At 68.4% G+C, this 19,562-nt stretch carries 20 protein-coding genes; 4 read left to right on the forward strand and 16 right to left on the reverse strand.

Going from position 1 to position 19,562, the window contains the following annotated elements; genetic code table 11:
* The first annotated feature begins 43 nt into the window (after positions 1 to 43).
* On the forward strand, positions 44 to 643 hold the full coding sequence (locus ACIP93_RS31425) for a hypothetical protein (protein WP_401764314.1): 600 nt from the start codon (positions 44 to 46) through the stop codon (positions 641 to 643).
* Between the two features lie 69 nt (positions 644 to 712).
* Here ACIP93_RS31425 and ACIP93_RS31430 read toward each other — a convergent pair whose 3' ends face one another.
* From ACIP93_RS31430 to ACIP93_RS31470, 9 genes are all read right to left on the reverse strand, one after another.
* Positions 713 to 1,519: a hypothetical protein gene (locus ACIP93_RS31430; RefSeq protein WP_401764316.1), complete on the reverse strand. Its 807-nt coding sequence runs from the start codon at positions 1,517 to 1,519 to the stop codon at positions 713 to 715.
* A gap of 211 nt (positions 1,520 to 1,730) precedes the next feature.
* Complete coding sequence (locus ACIP93_RS31435; RefSeq protein ID WP_401764319.1) at positions 1,731 to 2,531, reverse strand: hypothetical protein; 801 nt, start codon at positions 2,529 to 2,531, stop codon at positions 1,731 to 1,733.
* A 164-nt stretch (positions 2,532 to 2,695) separates the two neighbouring features.
* Positions 2,696 to 3,322 (reverse strand): hypothetical protein, encoded by a 627-nt coding sequence (locus ACIP93_RS31440; RefSeq protein ID WP_401764321.1) that lies wholly within the window; start codon positions 3,320 to 3,322, stop codon positions 2,696 to 2,698.
* A 221-nt stretch (positions 3,323 to 3,543) separates the two neighbouring features.
* Entirely contained in the window at positions 3,544 to 5,580 is a 2,037-nt protein-coding gene (ligA, locus tag ACIP93_RS31445; protein WP_401764324.1) for an NAD-dependent DNA ligase LigA, read from the reverse strand.
* An 858-nt stretch (positions 5,581 to 6,438) separates the two neighbouring features.
* Positions 6,439 to 7,116: a hypothetical protein gene (locus tag ACIP93_RS31450; protein WP_401764327.1), complete on the reverse strand. Its 678-nt coding sequence runs from the start codon at positions 7,114 to 7,116 to the stop codon at positions 6,439 to 6,441.
* Between the two features lie 330 nt (positions 7,117 to 7,446).
* A complete protein-coding gene (locus ACIP93_RS31455; protein ID WP_401764329.1) occupies positions 7,447 to 7,860 on the reverse strand; it encodes a hypothetical protein in 414 nt (137 codons plus the stop codon).
* A gap of 366 nt (positions 7,861 to 8,226) precedes the next feature.
* On the reverse strand, positions 8,227 to 9,033 hold the full coding sequence (locus ACIP93_RS31460; protein ID WP_401764332.1) for a hypothetical protein: 807 nt from the start codon (positions 9,031 to 9,033) through the stop codon (positions 8,227 to 8,229).
* Between the two features lie 137 nt (positions 9,034 to 9,170).
* Positions 9,171 to 9,362 carry a hypothetical protein gene (locus ACIP93_RS31465; RefSeq protein WP_401764334.1) on the reverse strand — a complete coding sequence of 64 codons (192 nt, stop codon included), beginning with the start codon at positions 9,360 to 9,362 and terminating at the stop codon, positions 9,171 to 9,173.
* Between the two features lie 102 nt (positions 9,363 to 9,464).
* Complete coding sequence (locus ACIP93_RS31470) at positions 9,465 to 9,836, reverse strand: hypothetical protein (protein ID WP_401764337.1); 372 nt, start codon at positions 9,834 to 9,836, stop codon at positions 9,465 to 9,467.
* 326 nt (positions 9,837 to 10,162) lie between these two features.
* On the opposite strand from ACIP93_RS31470, the gene ACIP93_RS31475 reads away from it, so the two are divergent.
* Together ACIP93_RS31475 and ACIP93_RS31480 are read left to right on the forward strand one after the other, a co-directional pair.
* Positions 10,163 to 11,377, forward strand: a complete 1,215-nt coding sequence (locus ACIP93_RS31475; protein WP_401764340.1) for a recombinase family protein — start codon at positions 10,163 to 10,165, stop codon at positions 11,375 to 11,377.
* Positions 11,374 to 11,778 carry a hypothetical protein gene (locus ACIP93_RS31480; protein ID WP_401764343.1) on the forward strand — a complete coding sequence of 135 codons (405 nt, stop codon included), beginning with the start codon at positions 11,374 to 11,376 and terminating at the stop codon, positions 11,776 to 11,778. The genes ACIP93_RS31475 and ACIP93_RS31480 overlap by 4 nt, the downstream gene beginning before the upstream one ends.
* A gap of 149 nt (positions 11,779 to 11,927) precedes the next feature.
* Here the strand turns inward: ACIP93_RS31480 and ACIP93_RS31485 are convergent, their stop codons facing one another.
* A complete protein-coding gene (locus tag ACIP93_RS31485; protein WP_401764346.1) occupies positions 11,928 to 12,419 on the reverse strand; it encodes a hypothetical protein in 492 nt (163 codons plus the stop codon).
* 210 nt (positions 12,420 to 12,629) lie between these two features.
* A complete protein-coding gene (locus tag ACIP93_RS31490; protein ID WP_401764349.1) occupies positions 12,630 to 14,921 on the reverse strand; it encodes a Helicase associated domain protein in 2,292 nt (763 codons plus the stop codon).
* A 214-nt stretch (positions 14,922 to 15,135) separates the two neighbouring features.
* On the opposite strand from ACIP93_RS31490, the gene ACIP93_RS31495 reads away from it, so the two are divergent.
* Entirely contained in the window at positions 15,136 to 15,309 is a 174-nt protein-coding gene (locus tag ACIP93_RS31495; RefSeq protein WP_401764350.1) for a hypothetical protein, read from the forward strand.
* Positions 15,310 to 15,443: 134 nt separating this feature from the next.
* On the opposite strand, the gene ACIP93_RS31500 is transcribed toward ACIP93_RS31495, so the two are convergent.
* From ACIP93_RS31500 to ACIP93_RS31520, 5 genes are all read right to left on the reverse strand, one after another.
* Positions 15,444 to 15,764: a hypothetical protein gene (locus ACIP93_RS31500; protein WP_401764352.1), complete on the reverse strand. Its 321-nt coding sequence runs from the start codon at positions 15,762 to 15,764 to the stop codon at positions 15,444 to 15,446.
* Between the two features lie 395 nt (positions 15,765 to 16,159).
* Positions 16,160 to 16,678: a hypothetical protein gene (locus ACIP93_RS31505; RefSeq protein ID WP_401764355.1), complete on the reverse strand. Its 519-nt coding sequence runs from the start codon at positions 16,676 to 16,678 to the stop codon at positions 16,160 to 16,162.
* Positions 16,679 to 16,976: 298 nt separating this feature from the next.
* Positions 16,977 to 17,588, reverse strand: a complete 612-nt coding sequence (locus ACIP93_RS31510) for a TerD family protein (RefSeq protein WP_401764358.1) — start codon at positions 17,586 to 17,588, stop codon at positions 16,977 to 16,979.
* Positions 17,589 to 17,872: 284 nt separating this feature from the next.
* Positions 17,873 to 18,421, reverse strand: coding sequence for a hypothetical protein (locus tag ACIP93_RS31515; protein WP_401764361.1), 549 nt, complete (start codon positions 18,419 to 18,421; stop codon positions 17,873 to 17,875).
* A gap of 220 nt (positions 18,422 to 18,641) precedes the next feature.
* A complete protein-coding gene (locus ACIP93_RS31520; RefSeq protein WP_401764363.1) occupies positions 18,642 to 19,304 on the reverse strand; it encodes a hypothetical protein in 663 nt (220 codons plus the stop codon).
* Positions 19,305 to 19,562 lie beyond the last annotated feature (258 nt).

A 19,562-nucleotide genomic window follows, 5' to 3' on the forward strand; every position in this document is an offset into this window, starting at 1 on the left:
CCGGCGTACGGCCGGTGGCTCCCCGGACCTCTACCGTTCGCTCATGACCACAGCGATCACCCGGTATGCCGCTCGCGACCAACCAGAGGTCGTCCGACACGCAGCCTGGCTGCTGTGCCGCTGGCTGACCGAACACCTAGACGGCGCGGCGCTGGCCGAGATCAAGGCCGACCCGTACTTCCGTGAACGCGTCGATCACGCAACGGGCGAGGACGTCACAGCAGATGTCATCCAAACTGCCGCCCGGGTTCTCGTCGAGGAGCGCCGAGTCGTTACGGAGGGCGGGGTCTACCGGCTGCAGCCCGCGCTCCGCACCCCGCTGGATGTGACCACCTTGGAGTGGAAGGGGGCTGTCGTCCCCGGATTCAAGCGGAAGCGGTACACGATGAGGCTGTCGCTGTGCCCCTCGGGCTGGCCGCTGCCTCCGGAGCGGGCCGGCTTTCCCGGTCACGAGATCTGCGGGTCGGTCTTCGACCGTGTCCGTGACCCGAGTGGATTCTGTGACGCCCTGCCGATCTGGCGCATCACCCGGGGCAACGGACGGATGACTGGCACGCAGTACTGGTGCGACGGGGAGCTACCAGTCGACCTCCGGGACGCCGCTGTGGCGCTGGAGAACCAGCCCGAGACCGGCTCCGTATAGCTCTAACCCGGCGCCGGGGCGCCGGGTCCCAGTCCTTCGCGGCACGGCTCAGGGCGCGGCCGCCCGCCGCTACCCCTCGGTGCCCCATGAGATGTGCACGAGGTATGGGCGCTGCTCCGGAAGCACCTCGAAGGTCCACTCCAGCCCCGCCGAGTCGGTGACGCGGGACTCGCCTTCCTGGGTGGGCAGCGAGATACCCGCCCGGGCCATGTAATCCTGCACCTGCTCGATCACCTCGGCGGCGTTGTTCTCGGTCATCTCGAACCCGAGCTCCAGGCGCGCGAAGAGCCGCGCGGTCATCACGCCCATGCCGAAGGGCAGCTCAGTCTGCAAGGCCAGGAACCACTTCTTCCTCTCGCGACGGTGAGGAGACGCCACCCGGCTGGGGACGCCAGCCTTGATCTGGGCGTAGGTCCGATCCACGTGACGGGCCTTGTAACCGGTGACGACGGAGGCGTCTCTGCTGAGGGTGACCGAGAACTTGTCCCGCTGGGTACGGAGCCGCCACCGGCCGGTCTCGGGATGCCGCAGCGCCGGGCGGGCGTCGGCGGCGAGTAGATCTTCGAGCAGCGAGCGTATCTGCGCCTCTGCCGCCCGGCGATCCCCTCCGTGCGCGGTGATGAAGTGGTTGAGGGCCGCGTTGGAGACGCCGACCTCGTACGCCTCGTCGGACTCGAGCGGACGCGCACTGGCCTCCCGCCAGCGTGTCTCCTGCCGCAGGTCGGGCTGTGCCTTCGGCTGGGCAGCTTGCGGGCGGCCGAACCCGTCGCAGGACCGGCACCAGCCGTCAGCCATCGAGGTCTTCCCGGCACAGCGTGAGCCGTCCTTGTTGTATCGGGTGCACTGCCTGGTGGGCGGCTGGGGGATCGCGGCCATCGTGAAGTCCCTGGGCGTAATGGGGAGGGAGCAGGCGGAGAAGCTCCTGACCTGCGTGTTGACGCCCTGACTGTGTGGCGGACCCCGCCCGATCGCCGCATGCGCGCGAATCCCGCTGCCCTCGTGCCCTACCGGCCGTCTCTTTCGCCCCACTCGCCGGTGGACAGCCCGCTCCCGCCTGAAGCCTCGGCGCCCCCGCGGCCGCTGTTCCTCAGCAGGAGAATGGGGTGCTCCGCCCCAGGGCCCGGCGGATCGTCAGGTGGTGCCGCGCCCGCAGGCGCTGGAGCTCCCACACCGACAGCAACGTGACGGACACCGGCGGGCCGGCCACGAACAGTGCATGGACCGCCGGAGGGGCAGCCACCGGCGGGCCGTCCAAGGCCTGGACGACGAACAGGGACCACACCAGCACGGGCGACAGCAGGGGCGGCAGGACCTCGGAGACGTCACCGACGCGGAAGGTGTAGTGCACGCTCAGCACCACAGCCGCGGCGCCGAAGGGAACGCCGAACAGTACGCCCGCCGTGGAGACGAGCGCGCCGATGATCGGCATGCCGCCGAGCGCCTGGGTCACCTGCACAGCGCCGCCCAGGAGCAGGAACCACAGCCCGACTGCCGACCCGAGCAGCGCAGCGAACCCCGCGGCCGGCCCGGCAAGACGCCGACAGTAGACGGCGCGCACGGACGGCCGCGCGGACAGCACGAAGCAGGCCAGAGCGATGGGGCCCGCGACGAGCAGGACACCAGCGCTGAGGAACAACTCGAGCACCTGGTCCGCCGCGACATCGGCCGCCGACTCCTGGAGGGGGTAGGACCGGATCAGCCACAGTGTGGCCGCTCCGCCGACAGCCGTCCGCGCGACCTGCGCGGCCGTGATGGCCGGGTCCGATATCCGGTCCTGGCGGCTCGGGCGGAACAGCCGGTAGGCCGTCCGGAACGGGAGAGTGAGCAGCCGGAGGCACCCAGCGGTCCGGGTGCCCCCGGTGTACCGGGTGCGTGCAGCGATGCTCATCGTGTGATTCCTCGTGGAAGCGGTTGGTCGGGTCTGGACGTGCTCGTAGGCCTCGGGCAACCGGCGGCGAATGGCTGCTCAAGAGAGAAGTGCTGAACTTATGAGCAGATGTGATGAATAGCGATGGTTGGCGAGGATTGCCGGTGCGATGGCATCGGGAGGGCTCAAGGGCTGGGGAGATCGGCGTAACAGCCGGACAGCGTGCAGGTGAGAACGCTTCTGATCGCAGGTGCCTGCTGCTGCCCCCTCGGTCCACCGAGGGGGCAGCAGCAGCGAGAGCTGTTCAGGGGCAGAGCGCTTCGCCGGTCGTAGGCCGGAGGGCAGTGCGGCGACAGCCGGTCACATCCAGAACGGGATGAGTCGCTGGTGCTCATGGGCCTGAGGAACCGGGTGATGGCTGCGGCGGGATCTCGCCCGGGCACTCCGGCATCCGGCAGCCCGAGCGCGGTGACCACCACGGCGCGCAGAGACGGGTCCAGGAGCGGTGCGTCCCAGAGAAGGCCGGTCACCGTTCGGGTGGAGGCATGGACGTCTTCTTCGATGTCGGCGATCTGGGGGTGGAGGGACCCAGGAATGGCGTACCGCTGCCCCACGCAGACGCGGTCGGCGTCCTCGATCAGCCGCGCGACGGTCTCACGTGCTTCCCCCAGCTGCTCGTCCAGCGCGACCAGCCTCGTCCACATGTCGGGGCTGTCCACGGGGACGCCGAAGAGGTCGGTGGCGCTCTGGCGGCCGGCCCTCCACAGGAAGAGCGCATCGTCCGGCAGGGGGTACAGATACGTGTGCTTCATGATCGTCCTTCTTGGTCGGAGTGCCTGGTCTCGTCGGCGGTCGCGGACGCCCAGAGCCTCCTGTGCGCGTGGGCCTGCTGACGGGCACAGGAGTGGCCGTCTGGGGCTGCGGCAGCCCGCACGTCAGGCCCCGCCCGGCGCAGCAGAGGGCCGGAGCGGGAAGGAGACGCGGAGCCCGCCCTCAGTGAGAGCGGGCTCCGCTGGATGTACGGCCGATCGGGTCAGCTGGTGAACTGGGCGACCAGGATGGCGAACGCCTCCTCGTTCATCACCTCGATCTTGTACTTCTCGGCCTTGGCGAGCTTGCCTCCGGCCCGCTCCCCGACGACCAGCAGGTGGGTCTTGGAGGTCACGTCGCGGCCGGGCTTGCCGCCCGCGTCCTTGATCAGCTGGTTCATCGCGACGCGGTCGTAGGCAGCCAGCGGCCCCGTCATCGTGCCGGTGACGACGACCGTCTTGCCTGCGAGCGGGCCGCTCACGGGGGCGGACTGAAGATCGGCCGCCAGCTTCACGCCTGCCGTGACGAGCTTCTTGACCACCGCAGCGACCTGGGGAAGCTGCCGGGCGATCAGCTCGGCCTTCTTGACTCCGATGCCGTCCACCTCCATGAGCACCTGGGCGTCGGCCGTGACGAATGCGTCCATCGACCGGAAGTGAGCGGCGAGCCGCTCGGAGAGTTCCACTCCGGTACCCGCGATGCCCAGCGCTGCCAGCACCTTCTCCAGCGGGCGGCCCTTCGCCGCCGTGATCTGCTCCAGCAGGTTCGACGCCTCACCGCTGCCCCGGGTCGCCTCGGTGAGCTGATCCAGGGTGAGGTGGAACAGGTCGCCAACATCGCGCACCAGACCAGCCTCGACGAGGTTGCCGATCACCGCCGGGCCGAGACCGTCGATGTCGAACTGCTCGCGTCCTGCGGCGTACAGCAGGGCAGCGGGCAGCCCGCAGGAGCCGCCATTGTTCGCCGTCTCATCGCAGGTCCAGCGACCCTTGTCGGTGTTGATCTTCCCGCCGCACACCGGGCAGGACGCGGGGAAGGTGATCGTCTCCTCGGTCCCGGTGCGCAGGTGGGTCACCGGCCCGACCACCTGCGGGATGATGTCGTTGGCCTTCCGGACGTAGACCGTATCGCCCTTCATGAGCCCAATTCGGGTGATTTCCGAAGGGTTGTGCAGGGTGGCGGAGGTGACCATGCTGCCGTCGATCTCGACCTCCTCCAGCACGGCCCGGGGGGCGAGGATGCCGGTCTTGCCCACGGCCCAGACCACGTCGAGGAGCTTGGTCATTCGCTCCAGACTGGGCAGCTTGTAGGCGACGCTGTGGTGGGGGTGCCGCGAGCCGGTACCTGCGGTGGTCTGCTCGGCGCGGCTGTTCGCGCGGATGACCACGCCGTCGATGTCGAACGGCAGGCTGGGACGCATCGCAGCGATCGCCGCGACCTGCTTCTGCACCTCGGCCATCGTCGCGACGACGTGGGCCTTCGGCGGGGTGGCCTCCGTGGTCTGTATGCCGGTGTCGGCGACCCACTTCATCAGGTCGGCGTGCGAGGTGTGGGCGAACACATCGCCGCCCGGCAGCTCGACGGCCTGGAAGGCGAAGAACGTCATCTCCAGGGTGTAGGCCCTGTTCCTCGCCCGGATGGTGCCAGCGGCGGCGTTGCGGGCGTTGGCGAACGCGTCCCCGCCGTGCTGGGCGCGCACTTCCTTGGCCCGTTCGAACTGCTTGTGGGTGAAGAGGATCTCTCCCCTGACCTCGAAGGTCAGTGGCCGGTCCAGCTGCTGGGGAAGGCCGGTGATCGTGCCGATGGCATGGCTCCAGTCCTCGCCCTGACGGCCGTCGCCTCGTCCGACGAGCTTGACCAGGCGACCGCTCTGGTACCGCGCGGCGACCGCGAAGCCGTCCAGCTTCACGTCCACGACATAGCCGCCGGTGACCGGGCCGCCCAGACGCCGCTGGAGCGACGCCTCCCACGCCAGCAGCTTGGCGGGCGTGTTCACCTTGTCCAGGGACTGCATGGGCACCGTGTGCGGGACCTCGCCCGCAGGGACCGCCCCGTCGGCGACCTTGCCGGAGGGGGAGTTCGTAGCCACGTCCTCCGGGTGGGTCTCCTCCCATGCGACCAGCTGGTCCCGCAGCCGGTCGAAGGTGGCGTCGTCCAGCGGGCTCTCGCCGGTCGCGTAGGCACGCGATGCCTTCTGGATGGTGGCCAGGGCCTGGTGGTAGGCGGCGGTGCTGCTGATCGTGGTCTCGATGACCGACATGGGCACGGACCTTTCTGGACGCGGTGCAGGACCCGTCCGGCAGTGCGGGGCCAGCGCCGCACGGATTGTCTGTGCGGCGCTGGCGGGTGGGGTTGACGGGCTGAGCCTGCGTCCCGGAACCGCGATGGCCTGCACGCTCGCGAATTTCGGCCCGCAGGCCCGCACCGCCACGGCCCACACGCGGCTGCCGGCGTTCTCGCCTGCTTCAGACGGGACAGCGCGTCAACGGCCGGCCCGGCGTCGCGCATCGCTGAGGATCTCGTCCCGCGCTGGATGCGCGTCCACCGCCGCCCGCAGCGCGGCCCACCAGGTGCTCGCATACCTTTCCCGCTCCGCGGCTTCCGCCAGGCGTTCTTCGGCCCTGGTCAGGCGGGAGGCGAGGGTTCTGCAGGTGCAGGCGGCGTCGGGGTCGTTGATCCGGGCTAGACACCCCGGTAGCAGGCACAGGGCCCCGTCCGGGTCGGTCCACCAGTAACAGCCCTGCGGAATCTGCTCAGCAGGAACAGCGATGGGCGCCTCTCGATCTCCGGGTCTGCTCATCGCGGTGGGGTGGCGCGGTCCAGGGCGGCAGCCAGTATCGGTGGGAGCATGCTTGACCTTCCATGTGGCAGAGAGGCTTCCACCGGCCGACGGAGATCCATGGTGGGCCCGGTGGCGGACAGTCCCGCTGCAGAGCCGATTCGTGGCGCCGAGGGTTGTGGTCCGGGAGCGGTGTTCCCGCCCTACGCAAGGAACCGCACAGCCGGGGTGGAGGCCGGCCAGGGGCCCGTCGCGTCCCAGGGTCGACAAGAGCGTCATCCTCCGCCGCGCGGGCCCTGGCTGCTCCGGCAGTCCGGAGCCCGGCACGGAGGGTGTGTTCTACACGGGCTCGCTGATCTCGTCGAAGAACGTGGCGGCGCGCTCCAGCACGTCCTTCTGAGTTTCGCTCAGTTCGTCGTTGACGTCGCCGTGCGTGCTGAACAGCTCCACGGCGGTGTGGGCGAGAGCAGCCAGGTCCCAGCCGTTGAACGTCCCCAGAAGGGACGCCAGAACGTCCTCTCCGCCCTGAGGACGGGAGGCCCGTGCGCGCGTGGCTTGGCGGGTGCAGGGCTGCCCGGTGCGGGCCTGGGCGCACTCCTCGGCATCCCCATGCGGCAGGCAGTCGGCGCAGGCCAGTGTGAAGGAGCCACAGACCACGTGTTCACCGCTGCGGCGCGCCGAGTGCCGCCACTGCGGCAGATGGCAACGGGTGCACCGGCGCTGACCGAGGCGGCCAAAGCCGTCTCGGAGCGCGGCGAGGACCTGGGCCATCTCGTCGATGCTCAGCTCGAAGAACCTCACGTCCGCTGTGCCGTCGTCCCGGATGACCAGCGAGTCCTCGTCTGAGGTGTCGGTGTACGAGCCCGGCGCGGCGGCTCGGGGCTCTTCGACATCACTGCCATCGGCGTCGACCAGGACGAAGTGCTCACCGCCGTGCAGGGCAGAAATGGCCGCGCTCCACAGTTCCCAGTGCAGGCCGTGGGCGCGAAGGGTGGCCCGCTCGGAGTCGGTGGTCACGAACACGCTCCCGCAGCCGGCACGCTCGAACGTCAGGCCGGGCTGTTCCGCCGGGCCGCCAGAGCGACTGACTTCAAGATCAGAAAAGGTGGTGGTCAGGTAGCGGGCGGCGTACTCCTCGGCCCGTGAGAGTGAAGCTGCCCATGCCTGCCGTGCAGCGGTCTCCGGGCAGTGGGAAGCGAAGGTGATGGGGTGCGGCATTGTGCGCTCCGGCGTGGTCGGGAAGTGGGACGCCGGAAGACTGCTGCCGGACCACGACGGAACCTCATCCGTCGCGAATCTCCGTGACGATCGCGCCAGGTACACGAGGCTGATGGCCAGCCAACTGAACTACTGCGTGACCTGCCACTGTTGGAGGAAGAACGGGTCCGAAGGGGCAGCGTCCCTCAGCGGATGACCATCGGCCGAGAGCTCGTCCCGGGAGACCAGCATCGGGAGGGCGCGGGTGTCGCCACTGGACAAGTGAGGGCAGAACTCCAGCGCCAAGTCCTTGCACTTGGCGTGCAGCGCGGCTTGGAGCACCTGGCCCTCAGGGGTTGCCAGGACCCACGCCTCCTCGGGCAGCTCATCGCCACACACCTGGCAGAGCCACCGGTTGTGCGCGAGCGCGCAGCGTGCCGCATCGAGGGCGAGCCAGAAGACGTAGCCCGCGGTCCGGGGAGCGACCCAGGGCACCGGCAGGCCCTTGTGGACCGGGCGGGGCAGCCCGGGCGGGTCCGAAGCAGCGAGCCCGGACTGTTGCAAAGCGCGCCAGATAGGGACTTCCATACCCAGCGCTGAGCACTGGAGGTTGCCGCAGACGAAGCGGCGTATCTCCACGTCGTACTGAAGCGGTTCGACGCACTCTGCGCAGGGTGGTGCAGGGAAGCTCACAACCCCATCCTCTCCGAAGGGACCAGCGGGCGTCCCCATGGGCCCCGAGCGGGTCCACGGCTGACGATCACGGATTCTGGGATGGGACGCAGCAGATCTGTGAGTGCCCGCGAGGCCTGCGAAGCCCGGCGAAGGCGGAGGGCGATACCGCAGGGCACAGGCCCCCTGGCCGTTGGACAGGCCAACGGCCAGGGGGTACACCGCCGCCCGCCTGGCGGTGACGGGCGGCAGAGGATCTCAGTCCAGGGTCTCCAGCCAGGCAATCAGCCCACGCTCGTACCGGTCACGGGCCGCGTCGGCGACGGCCCGTAGTGCGGCCAGGCCCGGCACATGGGCGTCCACGGCATCGCGCATGAAGTCCGGCATTACGGCGGCAAGCTGCTCCTTGGTCCGGCCGGCTGCCAGCCCGGGGCCCCGCCGCTGGGCGCTGACGGCGAGCTCAGTGAGCTGCTCCGCAGTCATCGAGGTCTGCACCGTGCTGGCCGTGCTGGCCGTGTAGCCCGGGTCCTTGTTCAGGACCTCGAGTGCGTGCGCCTGCCACAGCGTGACGCCGTGGCCCCGGAACTGCACCTTGCCGGACTCCCACCCACAGGCACAGAACAGACGAGTGTCGTCGTCGCTGTGGTGGTGCCAGTTCGGGATATGCCTGCCCGATGTCCAAAGAGCCTGCGCATGCTCGGGGCACGCGTGACCGCTCAGCGGCCGGTGCTGGAGCCAGCCATCACTTGACCAGTCCTCGCGTTCTGGAGGTGCACCGGAGAGGGAGGCGATCATGTCGAACTGGCGGAGGCAGCCAGGTACCAAGCACGAGCGCAGGGATACTCCACTGCGCTCCCAGTCCTGGTGAGCGAGCAGCATCTCCTGCGCGAGTACGTCAACGACGGCGGTAGCGACCATGTCGGCCTCACCCCCGGATAGGCGGATCGGCTGCTGTGCTGATGCCATCGCGAGAGCGTTGGGGCCGAGCCTGATGGTGATCGCGCGGGCGGCTGCCGCGACGCGAGCGCGCAGTTCGTCGACGCGCTCCGGTTCGATGTGAGGCATCTGGTCTCCATTCGGGGGGCGGGCTGCATAGTGGCCGGTGAACCGGCCACGCTCTGCGGGGCATCGGTGGGGCGTCGGGTTCATGACGTGCCGTGGCCCACCGCGGCTGGGGTATCGGTGGGAGTGGCGCGAGGTGGTCACCAGCCAGGTGGGGGCGGCGGCTCCCACACCGAGGGGAACTCCTCCTCGCGGGTGTAGCTGGGATCGATGGCACCCAACTGGCAGTCAGGGTCGCAGCACTGGCCGACTGCGGCGCGGCAGTAACTGCATTCCTCATCGAGGAGTAGGGCCATCTCGGCGTTGTCGAAGTGGCGTTCGGTGTGAGACATGGGGTTGGGCCTCCCGACCTCTCGATGGCCCGGGCAGACACTGTCGGTGCGGCGCCGCCGCCGCGTGCTACGTCCGCAGGCACAACCCGGGGCCGATACGGATCAGGACGGGGTGACGTCCGGCTGCGGATGGTCGGCGTCGGGACCCGAGCAGGCGTCGACGGTGCACCAGTGCGAGCCGGCGAAGGTGACACCACCGTGTGTGACGATCGCGGCGGCTGCCAGCCCCCTCGCGAGCGCGTTGAACGCTTCGGCTGCCGCCCCTCGCTTCGGAGAGTGGAACTGGAGAACGTCGCCCTTGGAGCCGACGACGCTGGCCGACCGGCTGGCGATGGCCACGAGCACGTCAGTGGGACGGTCGCGGAGCTCGGCGATATGGAGGGGCACTGCAAGCCGCAGTGTCTCGACGAGAACGACGTTTCCCGCGGCAGCGTTCTGGGTCGACTCGGAGCGGCGGACCGGACGAATGGACATCGGCTTCCTCGGTCTGGGGGGCGTCAAGGAGGCCGATGTTGCGTTCAGAAGGCTGGATCCATCGCACCGTCGCGAATTCCGGGACCGTTACGTCGTCAGGCGCCAACTGACAGTGCAAGGGGCGGGGTTGAAACACGGCGGCTGTCAGTGGTGCCCCATAGGGTCGAGACACCGCGACTCTCTCCTGCTTCCCTCACCTTTTCGAAGGACAGCGATGAGCCTTATGTCGCGCCTGCGGTGAATACCCTCGGCCTGCCATTCGGAGCCCGGCCGCGGTCATTCGCCACCGCGAGGATGCATCCGCTCTCTCAGCACCCAGGAAGATCATGCTCACCGCCTTCGGACCACCCATCGACCTCAGCGACTTGTCGAACTACATACAGGTGGACACGCGACCGCGCCGGTCGGCCTTCGTCGGCCGGGTCTCCACCAAGGATCATCAGAACCCGTCCTCGTCCATACCCCGGCAAGTGACCCTTGCCGCCCAACGCCTGGAACCCGGCGAGGAGTTCGCCCAGTACTACTGGGACGTCGAATCAGGGATGCTTCCCCCGGAAGCCCGGGGTCTCGGCCCGCGCGAGATGTACGAAGCGCTGCGCGTCCCTACCCCCCGAGACGGCGGTCTCCAGGATCTCCTCGCACACGCCGAGCTGATGGGGATTACCCACGTCCTGGCCGAACGCTCCGACCGGGTCGCGCGGGCCATGCTGACCAGCCTGACCGTGGAGCATGAGCTCCAGAAGGCCGGCGTGGAGGTGGTGTACGCCAACGAACCGACCGGCGGCACCGAGTCCGGCCGACTGCGCACCCGCCGCTACGGCCAGGTCGACGCGGAGCTCTACAAGATCGCCATGAACGAAATGTCCATGGGTGGGCAGGTCCAGCATGCCGTCGGCGGCTGGAACCATGGCATCCCGCCGTACCCCTACGTCGCGGTCGTCGATGAGAACGCGCCGCCACCGACCCGGGGCCGGTTCGGCGAAGCGCGACCGAAGAAGAAGCTCGTCCCGCACCCGGACGTGCGACGCTTCGACGCGACCCGGGAGCTGTGCCGCCTGCGACGGGAGGAATACCTGAAGGCGGCGGACATCATCGCGATCCTGTCGGCCGACCCCGAGCGGTACCCGATCGAGGGCCAGTGGACGCACAACCGGGTCGAGGGCCTGATCGGGAACCCCAAGCTCACCGGCTACCAGGTCTACAACCGGAAGGCGTCGAGGACCGGGCGGCCGGGCTACTCGCGGTGGAACCCGATCTCGAAGTGGGTGTGGTCACCAGGCCCTGTGCACGAAGCTGTGGTGAGCCTGGAGCAGTGGAAGCAGGCCCAGGAGGTGACCGCCATGCTTCAGGCAGGCACGGAGGGCGGCCCGCTGCTGCGCATTCAGGCTGCCGCCGGCCGACGAGGGTTGACGGTCACGCTGGTCGACAGCACCGGTAGCCACACGCGGTACCGGATCGGCGCCCAGCAGGTAGTCCTGCCCACCCCCATCCCGGACGCGGTCGCCCAGCAGATCATCGAGAACCTGGAGTGTGCGGCGTGAGCGAGGTCATTGAGTGCCGGGCCACCCGCCGCGGCCGGCTGTGGGTGGCGCACGAGCCCGAGCACGGCGTGTACGGGAGTGGGCGGACGCTGCGGCTGGTCCGCGAGAGTGTCGAGGATGGCCTCGCACTCGTAGGCGTGACTGCCGAGGTGGAGATCATCCCCGTGACGCCGGAGCTGGAGACACTGCGTGCTGCTGAGGATGCCCGTACGACGGCCTTGGCCGAGGCCGTGGAGGCCCTGGCTCTGCGACGGGCATCCAGGAGTGACATCGCCCTGGCGACCGGAGCGTCAGTCAAGCAGGTGAAGCTGCTGCTCGCCAGACCAGCCGAGGATCCGAGGACCCAGGCGGACCCCGACTCCACTTCGACGGGAATCCGCTCGTCGACTGCCCTGCCGTGATGTGAGGGAAGCATGTCGTGGGCGATCGGTCCTTCCCAGCGAAGCACGCTAGCCGACTGACCGGTCGGCGATGCTGTTCTTGCTGCGTGAGGGGCCGAGCGCCCAGCTTGCCTATGGCCGCCGGCTCTGAGACTTCCTGTGACCGAGGGCTACTCCAGAGGAACCGTATGGGTCGGGCGCCCCTGGCGCAGCTGGATGGTCGCAGCCGTCGCCAGGGCGGAGCTGACGAGCTTGGCGTGGCCGCCGATGGTGATCCGTGCGTCGTCCAGGGTCGCCAGCCGGGCGTCGATCAGAGTCCGGCGGCTGACCAGTTCCACAGTGAACCTGCCGGGACTGTACTGCCGGGCCACGTAACTTTCGGCACCGATGGTGCACTCCCAGGTTCCAGCCTCGGTCTCGGCCATGTCGACGAGAGTGCGGACCTGGTCCAGCGGACTCTCGACTGCCGGGTGGTTCTCGTCGACATGTTCCTCGAACCCTCGCCGTGCCAGCAGCGCGAACCGGTACCGGCCGACCTCGCCGCACAGCGGACACTCGAGCTTGTACCTGTCCGGGGCAGTGTTCTCATCCTCGGTGATCTTCGGCTGGAGGCCGTTCACCGAGGGCTCGGGTGCTCTCTGCTTACGAGGTCGTGGGCTCACCGGCTCATCCCTGGTGTTCTCGGTGTTGATGGCATTCGCATTCTGCCTATGAGGGAGGCGCCGCCGGACAGTTTCGACCCGCTGGTCTGGATGCCGGCCGGGGTGTGCACTGCTTTGCCAGCAGGTCGCTTACCTGGACGGTGCTGAGCTTCCGCTCGAACAGGTGAGGCCGCGGGGCGGCCCGGCGACCTCGCCTTGTAGGCCTACGTGTCACTCCACGCTGGACCACCCAGGAAGAGCTTCCAGGCGGCGGCGCCGCTCGGCGGGCTGCTCGCCCTCGCGGACGAGGGCCTTCTGCTTCAGCAGCCAGCGGTAGAGGCCAACGCCGTTGATCGCTTCGTCGAAGGGGACCTTCAGGTGGCCGTGGGCGGCGGCCCAGTCGGCCAGCACCTCGAAGCTCGCCTCCCAGGCGGCAGCGTGGCCGTCCCACATCCATTCGGGCCGCTGTTCCAGAGTCTCCGCCTGACCGGCGGGTAGCGTCCCCCTGCGGTAAGCCGTCCGCTTCCGCGAAACGGCGTTACCGAGGGCGAACTGGATGCCGTCCTTGTCCACCTTGTACGGCTGTGGAACCCGCGCATGCCCGTGCTCGCTGATGAAGTCGTCGAGGTGCTTGAGAAGGAGCTCGAACTTCGCGTCGTGTACGTGCCACATCCAGCCGGGCAGGGCTTCGTAGTACGCGATCTCATCGGCGTCCATCAGCTTGTCGCGGTATCGGTTGCGAGCCAGCGTGACGAAGTTGTCCAACCGGTAGCCCGTGGGGGAGACGAAGCCCCGTGGCACCCTGGCGTGACCCCTGACTGCGACGAACGCTTCCAGCTCCGTTCGCCCCTGCTCGCGCTTGGTGTCGGCAAGGTTCCACGTCCATCCAGGCTGCCCCGACAGCAGCTCCTCCCGCCGGGGCAGGAGCTTGCCAGCCGTGCGCAGGGACCTTTGACGAGCCGCCCAGGCCCCGAGGCTCCCGGCCTCGGTGGAGAAGGGCACAGTGGCGTGTCCGTGCTGTGCGACGTAACGCTCCAGCAGGCCGAGCCACCGGTACCAGTCCTCGGTGGTGTTCTCCAGGACGTGGACGCCCAGGGCCTGCACGAAGCGGGCCCCCACCGTCGCGCTGCCGTAGATCTTGACCTTCTCGGGCAGTATCGCCCGGGCGTCGATGCCGTCCGCCGACGGCTCACTGCTCAACCGACGGCGAGCGGCAGTGAGGGCAGCGTCCATACGCTCGTCCTGATCGCGGAGCGTGGCCAGGACCCGCCAGACATGCTGGAAGGCGCTGGCTTCCAGGACCGCCTGCGGATTCTCGCCCGGCGCGACGTAGACCGGGAGGAGGATCGTCGCCGGACGGTCGTGCTCGGGATGGAGCCTCAGCGCCCGGCCGACAGCCTGCACGATGTCTGTCTGGGAGGACTTCGGGTCCACCAGGCAGACGCCGTCGACGCTGGTGACGTCTACCCCCTCGGTCAGGGTACGGACGTTATTGAGGACGACCCGTTCACCCCCGGCGGGCGCGGCCAGCATGGCCAGTTGCTCAGCGCGTTTCCCTGCCGGGGTGGCGGCGTCCATGTGCAGAGAGGTGATCGACACGCCTGCTGCTGTGCTGATCGAGCCGAGGGAGGCAGAGAAGCGCTTGGAGCGAGCTACCCGGCTGTGGAAGGCGATCACGCTGCGCAGCTCACGTTCGCGCATGGCCCGCGCAAGGGCGATCTGAGCGGCCACCGTCGAGGAGTCCCCGGGGCCGGTCCGGGACGTCGCCTCCTTCTGCAGTGCGGCGTGCACGTCCTCGTCGGAGACCAGGACGATGGCAACCTCGTAGTCGGCCAGCAGGTTCCGCTGGATGGCGGCGCCGAACGTCAGCTCGTGAACCCGAGTGCCGTACTGCGCCTCGTCATTCATCGAAATGACATCCGCCGTGCCGTCCGCGCCCTCGTGAATACGACTCGTGGCCGTAAGCGACAGACGGAACGCCGCCGGAATCCGGTCATTGTCGAGCACGACTGCATAGGACTTTCCCGACGGCCCAGCGGTGTGGTGGGCCTCGTCCAGAACGATGAGGTCCAGTGGCGAGAGGGAACGTCCCGCGTACGCCTCGGCTATCCGCCCCACCGACTGATAGGTCGAGATCACCAGCCGTATCCGCCCGGCCTCCGCCGTAGCGAGGAACGCGGCGACCCGCTCGGGGTCGACGGTCACCGGCACGTCCGCCCCGCCCACCGCGGAGTCCGAGCAGACGATGAGTGTGTCCAGAGTTCCGGGGAAGTCAGATGCCCACCCGCGATGCACTTGCTCGGCGAGTGCGAGGGTCGGCACCGCGACGAGTACCGAAGAGGCCGCCCGCCTTCGGGCCGTTTCACGTCCCACAAGGGACTTGCCCGTCCCGCACGCCATCACCACCAGTGCGCGGTCCCCAGCGGTCCGCATGATGTCGTGCAGCGCCTCCTCCTGATGAGGGCGTGGGGTGAAGCGGAATGCACTTCCAGCAGAGGAAGCGCGGGACCGGCTGGCATACATGCGGGCTCCGTGGGCGAGGTGATCTGAGTAAGGGAGCCGATGGTGCGCCGGGTGCATGAAGCGGCCAGAGTTTCCGCGAATTCCGGCCGAGCAGGGCCGCCAGATGAGCAAGTGAACTGAAGACGTTGTCCCACGTGGCGACGGACAAGGGGCCAGCCGCGCAGTATGGTGTTCATGGGTGCAGGTTCGTCTCAGCCCTTCTACCGTTGGCCTCATGAATGGGAACGTCGAGCCGTTCGGGGATTCCGGACCCTCGCTGAACACCGTGGAAGTTGAGACCGCCGACGGAATATGGATGCTGATCTACGGCGACGGCCCCGACTTCACCACCATGGACACCGCGTTCGTTCCAGCCGCGCTGATTGAGCGGCGCGGGGACGTGAACTAGCGGCTGGCGTCAGTAGCCGACCAGCCGCACAGGGCAGCGGAACCTGCACTCGCCTTCCATGAACGGCCGGCACGTCCTGGCCACAGCCCGCAGGGCCCAGGAGCGTGTCCTGGGCCCTGCCGGTGAATGACGGATCAGCACCCAGCTCGCAGCGGCGTGAAAGCGAGCTTGTCGCCCTCCGCAGCGGCGGCCGCCTTGGTGTACGTCGCGGAGTCCACCTCGTACCAGACGTCGTCCCTGCCTGTGTTGCCGTCGACGTCGTCGAGTTCGACGCACCACCGGGGCCGCCGGACGACCCGGTCAAAGGTCTCCGTGCCCTGCTGCACCTTCCGGCAGGTCCGGGTCGGTTCGGTCGTGTACCAGGTGCGCGTCTTCCCCTTTGTCGTAGAGGTGTGCTTGACCTGCTTGGTGCCGGTAGTGCACTGCTCGACCATCCGGGGGCGAGTGTCGGTCACGGTCTTCTTCGTGACGATCCGAAGGTCATCGCGGGCACCGGAGACAGAGCCGTCCCCGGAGCCACCGCAGGCACTGAGCGCGCAGGCGAGAAGAGCGACGCCGGTTGCCATCCGAGCGGCCATGCGGACGGAACGAGACATCGGCTTCGACTTCCCGGTGGTAGCGGTAGAGGAACGGATTGATATGGGCACGAACAACTGCTCCTGTCTCCACAAGGGGTGGGGGTGCGCTGCACTTGGCTGGCGCTTACGGAGCAGAGGGTCCTCGACGAATGCGGTGGTACCGAGTTCTGGCGAATCCCCCTCGGCACCATGAGCTCGGAGCCATGCCAACCACCTACCGGGCGGACAGGAACGCCTCGGAGCCCAGAACAAGCGTGACCCGTGGACCTTGCTCATGCGCACTGCTGAACCGAGTTGCCCGGCACCCGGTTCTCGTCGGATTGGACGCTGGAGCCGCACGTCCCATAGCCGAGCCTCATGGCGCCGCACCTGCAGGAAGGTGAGACCTCGTCCAGTGAGGGTGGGAAGAAGTCGGCCCAAGCCAGCATCGAGGCAGTCCACCGGTGCTGGAGTAGCGCCAAGGCTTCGCCCTTGGTAGCTGGACGTCCTTCGTGCCTTCCGGTGACGACGTACGCCAGCCCCTGGCGGGCGACATCCACGAGCATCTCGCGCTGCTGGCAGGACCGGCCAGGGGGAATGTCTGCGGCCAAGCTCAGACTTCGGTACCCCTCCATGAGGTAGGGGCGCTCCGCAACCTCGCATGAGTCCAGTGCGGCAAGCAGGTCGTCGGCGAGCTGGTTGATGTGCATGGTGGTGAACGAGCCGGCGGCGCCCGCGGTGTGCGTCGCGCGAGCGTCGAAGATCAGGCAGGCCCGCTTCAGGAGATCGTTGAGTGCCTCATCGTCTGTCACGCCGCGAACTTAGGCATGGAAGCGGACAGTCGTAGTTGCCGACCCCTACCGCTGGGTGCCCAGAATGCTGACTGCATTGCTCGGCAGAAAGGTACGGCCCAGCAGGGGAGGAGAGGGCCGGTTCCTAACCGGGGCAATACCATCGGCGCCGGCAGGGTGCTGGAGGCCAGCTCAGACGGAACGCCCGAGGCGCCTGGTGGCTGGGCAAGCCACCAGGCGCCTCGATAACGCGTTCCACCCGAGGGCGGAGCACGCCGCGAGCAGCGTGCTCTGCTCCCTCAACGGTGGCTGGGGGATGCTACTTGTACGCGTTACGCGGCCCCGCGTCCATGTCGATGGCTACCACCTCGGCCTTCTTCATCAGGCCTCGGCGCACGAGGCTGACGAGCGGCCGGTTCTCGGACCTCGGCTTGGAGTAGTGCTCCAGGGCGTGGACGTTCACCCCGCCCGGGGTGTTCTCCAGCATGCCCGGCACGCACGTGTAGATGCGGCTGTTGTTGTTGGCGTTCTCCGCCGTGATGACGACCCGGTCGCCGAGGCCGTTGTCGAGTTCCATGGAGACGCGGTACTCGAAGAAGGACCCGGTGCCGTTCGACTGAGCGGAGTAGGCGACTGGGATCACGGCGCGTATCGAGTCGTCCAGGGCGATCTCGATGATCTCCTCGGCAACTCCGACCGTCTGGCGGCCGACGTCGCCGAGATGCTTCACCGCCCCGTCGGCTGTGGTGAGCTGGGCGGGCACTCCCTCCGCGGGGAAGGTAGCGACCGTCTCGACTCGGCCGTCGGCGTAGACGACGAGGGCGTACAGGTCGTAGTCGGTTCGGCTGTCCCACCAGCACCGCACCCGGATGCTGGAGGACTTGGTCATGCGGGCGGGCGCAGAGCCCTTGGTCATGTTGATGGTGCTCACTGCTGGTGGCGCTCCTTATCGCGTCGTCTTTGGACGTCGCCAAGGTGAGGCCGCTGATCGCCAAAGCACTTCTCCACGCGAATTCGCGTTGGCGCGGTCCACCGCTGGTAGGGGGCGCACGTGGTGCTGCGGACCCTGCCAGCGGACAGGCGGTCAGCGGTGGAGGCGGTCGAAGGCCCTCGGCGCCGACAGGGGCAGGTGGCCTGGACGTGCCACCGATTGGCGGCTGGTCTGTGCGGCGTCAGGTCGGCCGACACCCGCGGAGCCGTAGGACCGTTGGCTGGTCAGACCATCGGCGAGGCGCTGTAGTCATAGTTCAGGTAGCCCTTGCCGTCGTTGCGCCATTCGAGCTTCAGCTGTCCGTCGACGTACGCCTTCGCGCTCCCGACCGGGTAGCTGATCGTCGGCGTGGTGTAGCTGTTGTTGTAGTTGCCCCAGTAGTCGGAGTTCTCCAGCCTGGCTTCGATCCCGTAGTAGTTGCCGCTGCGGACAACCGGATCGGTGCCGGCCACGGACTTGGCTATCCAGATCCGCAGGTATGCGCCGTTGAAGATCGACGTGTCGTCGACCTCCCCGACGGGGCCGTCCCAGGAGGCCTTCGCGTAGCTGTAAACCGTCGAGCCGGAGCGGGCGGAGCAGAGACTGATCTTGATGTCCCAGTTGTCCGCCCACGGGCCGGAGTAGGCCGGGTTGTCGATGGACTTCGTGCTGGTGGTGCACTTGTAGGAGAGCGCCGACGCCGGCGAAGCGGCGAGAAGCGAGGTGCCAGCGAGTGCGGCGAACGTGAGCGCGGCGGCGGTCCCACGGCGGGCGTTCGAGGACAGGTTACGCAACTGAAATCAGCTCCAAGGTGATGTAAGCCGCATAGCGGGCGGCGGGTGGGCGTGGTGAGTCATGCCGACCTGCACACGGGCGGTCAGCGGGGTGGGGGAGAAGGGGGTGTCTGGCCCACTGGTCGGGGTCCCGGCATCGGCAGTCACGCCGGGCCGGCGACGGATGGGCGCCGCCGCTACAGCGCTGTGGCTGACGTGTCAGCCGTTTTGGACAGAGCTGTCAGACGGCACTGGTGGGCTGGGGCCACCGGTACAGGTGCATGAGCTGCTCCAGGACCGGGGAAGAACCGATCCCCAGAAGGACGCAGGCTTCCAGCCCATCCGTGAAGGACGCTCCCGGATGGTTCGTTGCCTTTTCCAGGCGCTGCTGCGTGGTAACTCCGATCAGGCCGCCGCCGACGATGTACTGCCAGAGCTCGGCGTACTGGTCCGCGAGCAGCACCAGGTCCGCCGATCCCCTTGCGGGGTGGGGCCCGGGGAACCCGAGCTTCAGCTTGACCAGCGGGCTGCTGCCGCTCATCCCCGACCATGAGGTGGCCACCGGCATACGCTCGTGCAGAGCGACCGACCCCATCTCGTCCAGCAGATCGAAAGCGGTCCGAAGCTGCGGTGCCGGCCCGAACGTGCGTTCGTCGTCATGGACGTAGACAACGAACACCGGGCTCAGCCCGGGCCCGTCGCCCTCGGGGAACATCACCCCGGCGCCGTCCGCGAACACGCCGCCGGCCAGGAAATCCTGGCGCTGCCGCTCCTCGTCGGCGGGCGAGAACACGGCCGCCCGGGCGATCCGGCCCGCCGGAGCCTGAAAGGACGGCCCCGGTTCCTGACCCCTGCGGTTCCTGCGCGCCGCACGCTCGGCACGGCGTCGTTCCTCACGGTTCACTGACTTCTCCGTTCGTCGTCTGTCAGCACGCAAGGTGTCAGCAGATGCGGACACAGCATCAGAACCCGTCCACGCAGCGGTCAGGACAGCTCCCTCGCGGACGCACCACGTCTGATGGCGGGCGGCCGGTCCCCGGAGGCACCGATGGCGGCCGGCAGGCAGCCGCTCCGCCTGCTCAGGAGGGAACCGGCACGAGCCCATCGCGTTGGCCCCTGCGGCGAGGAGTCCGCGGCGAGCCGAATCGACAGCGGCTGCTGT

Origin of the sequence: Streptomyces sp. NPDC088745 (genome assembly GCF_044751045.1) — a bacterium.
In the GTDB taxonomy this organism is placed as follows: domain Bacteria; phylum Actinomycetota; class Actinomycetes; order Streptomycetales; family Streptomycetaceae; genus Streptomyces; species Streptomyces cremeus.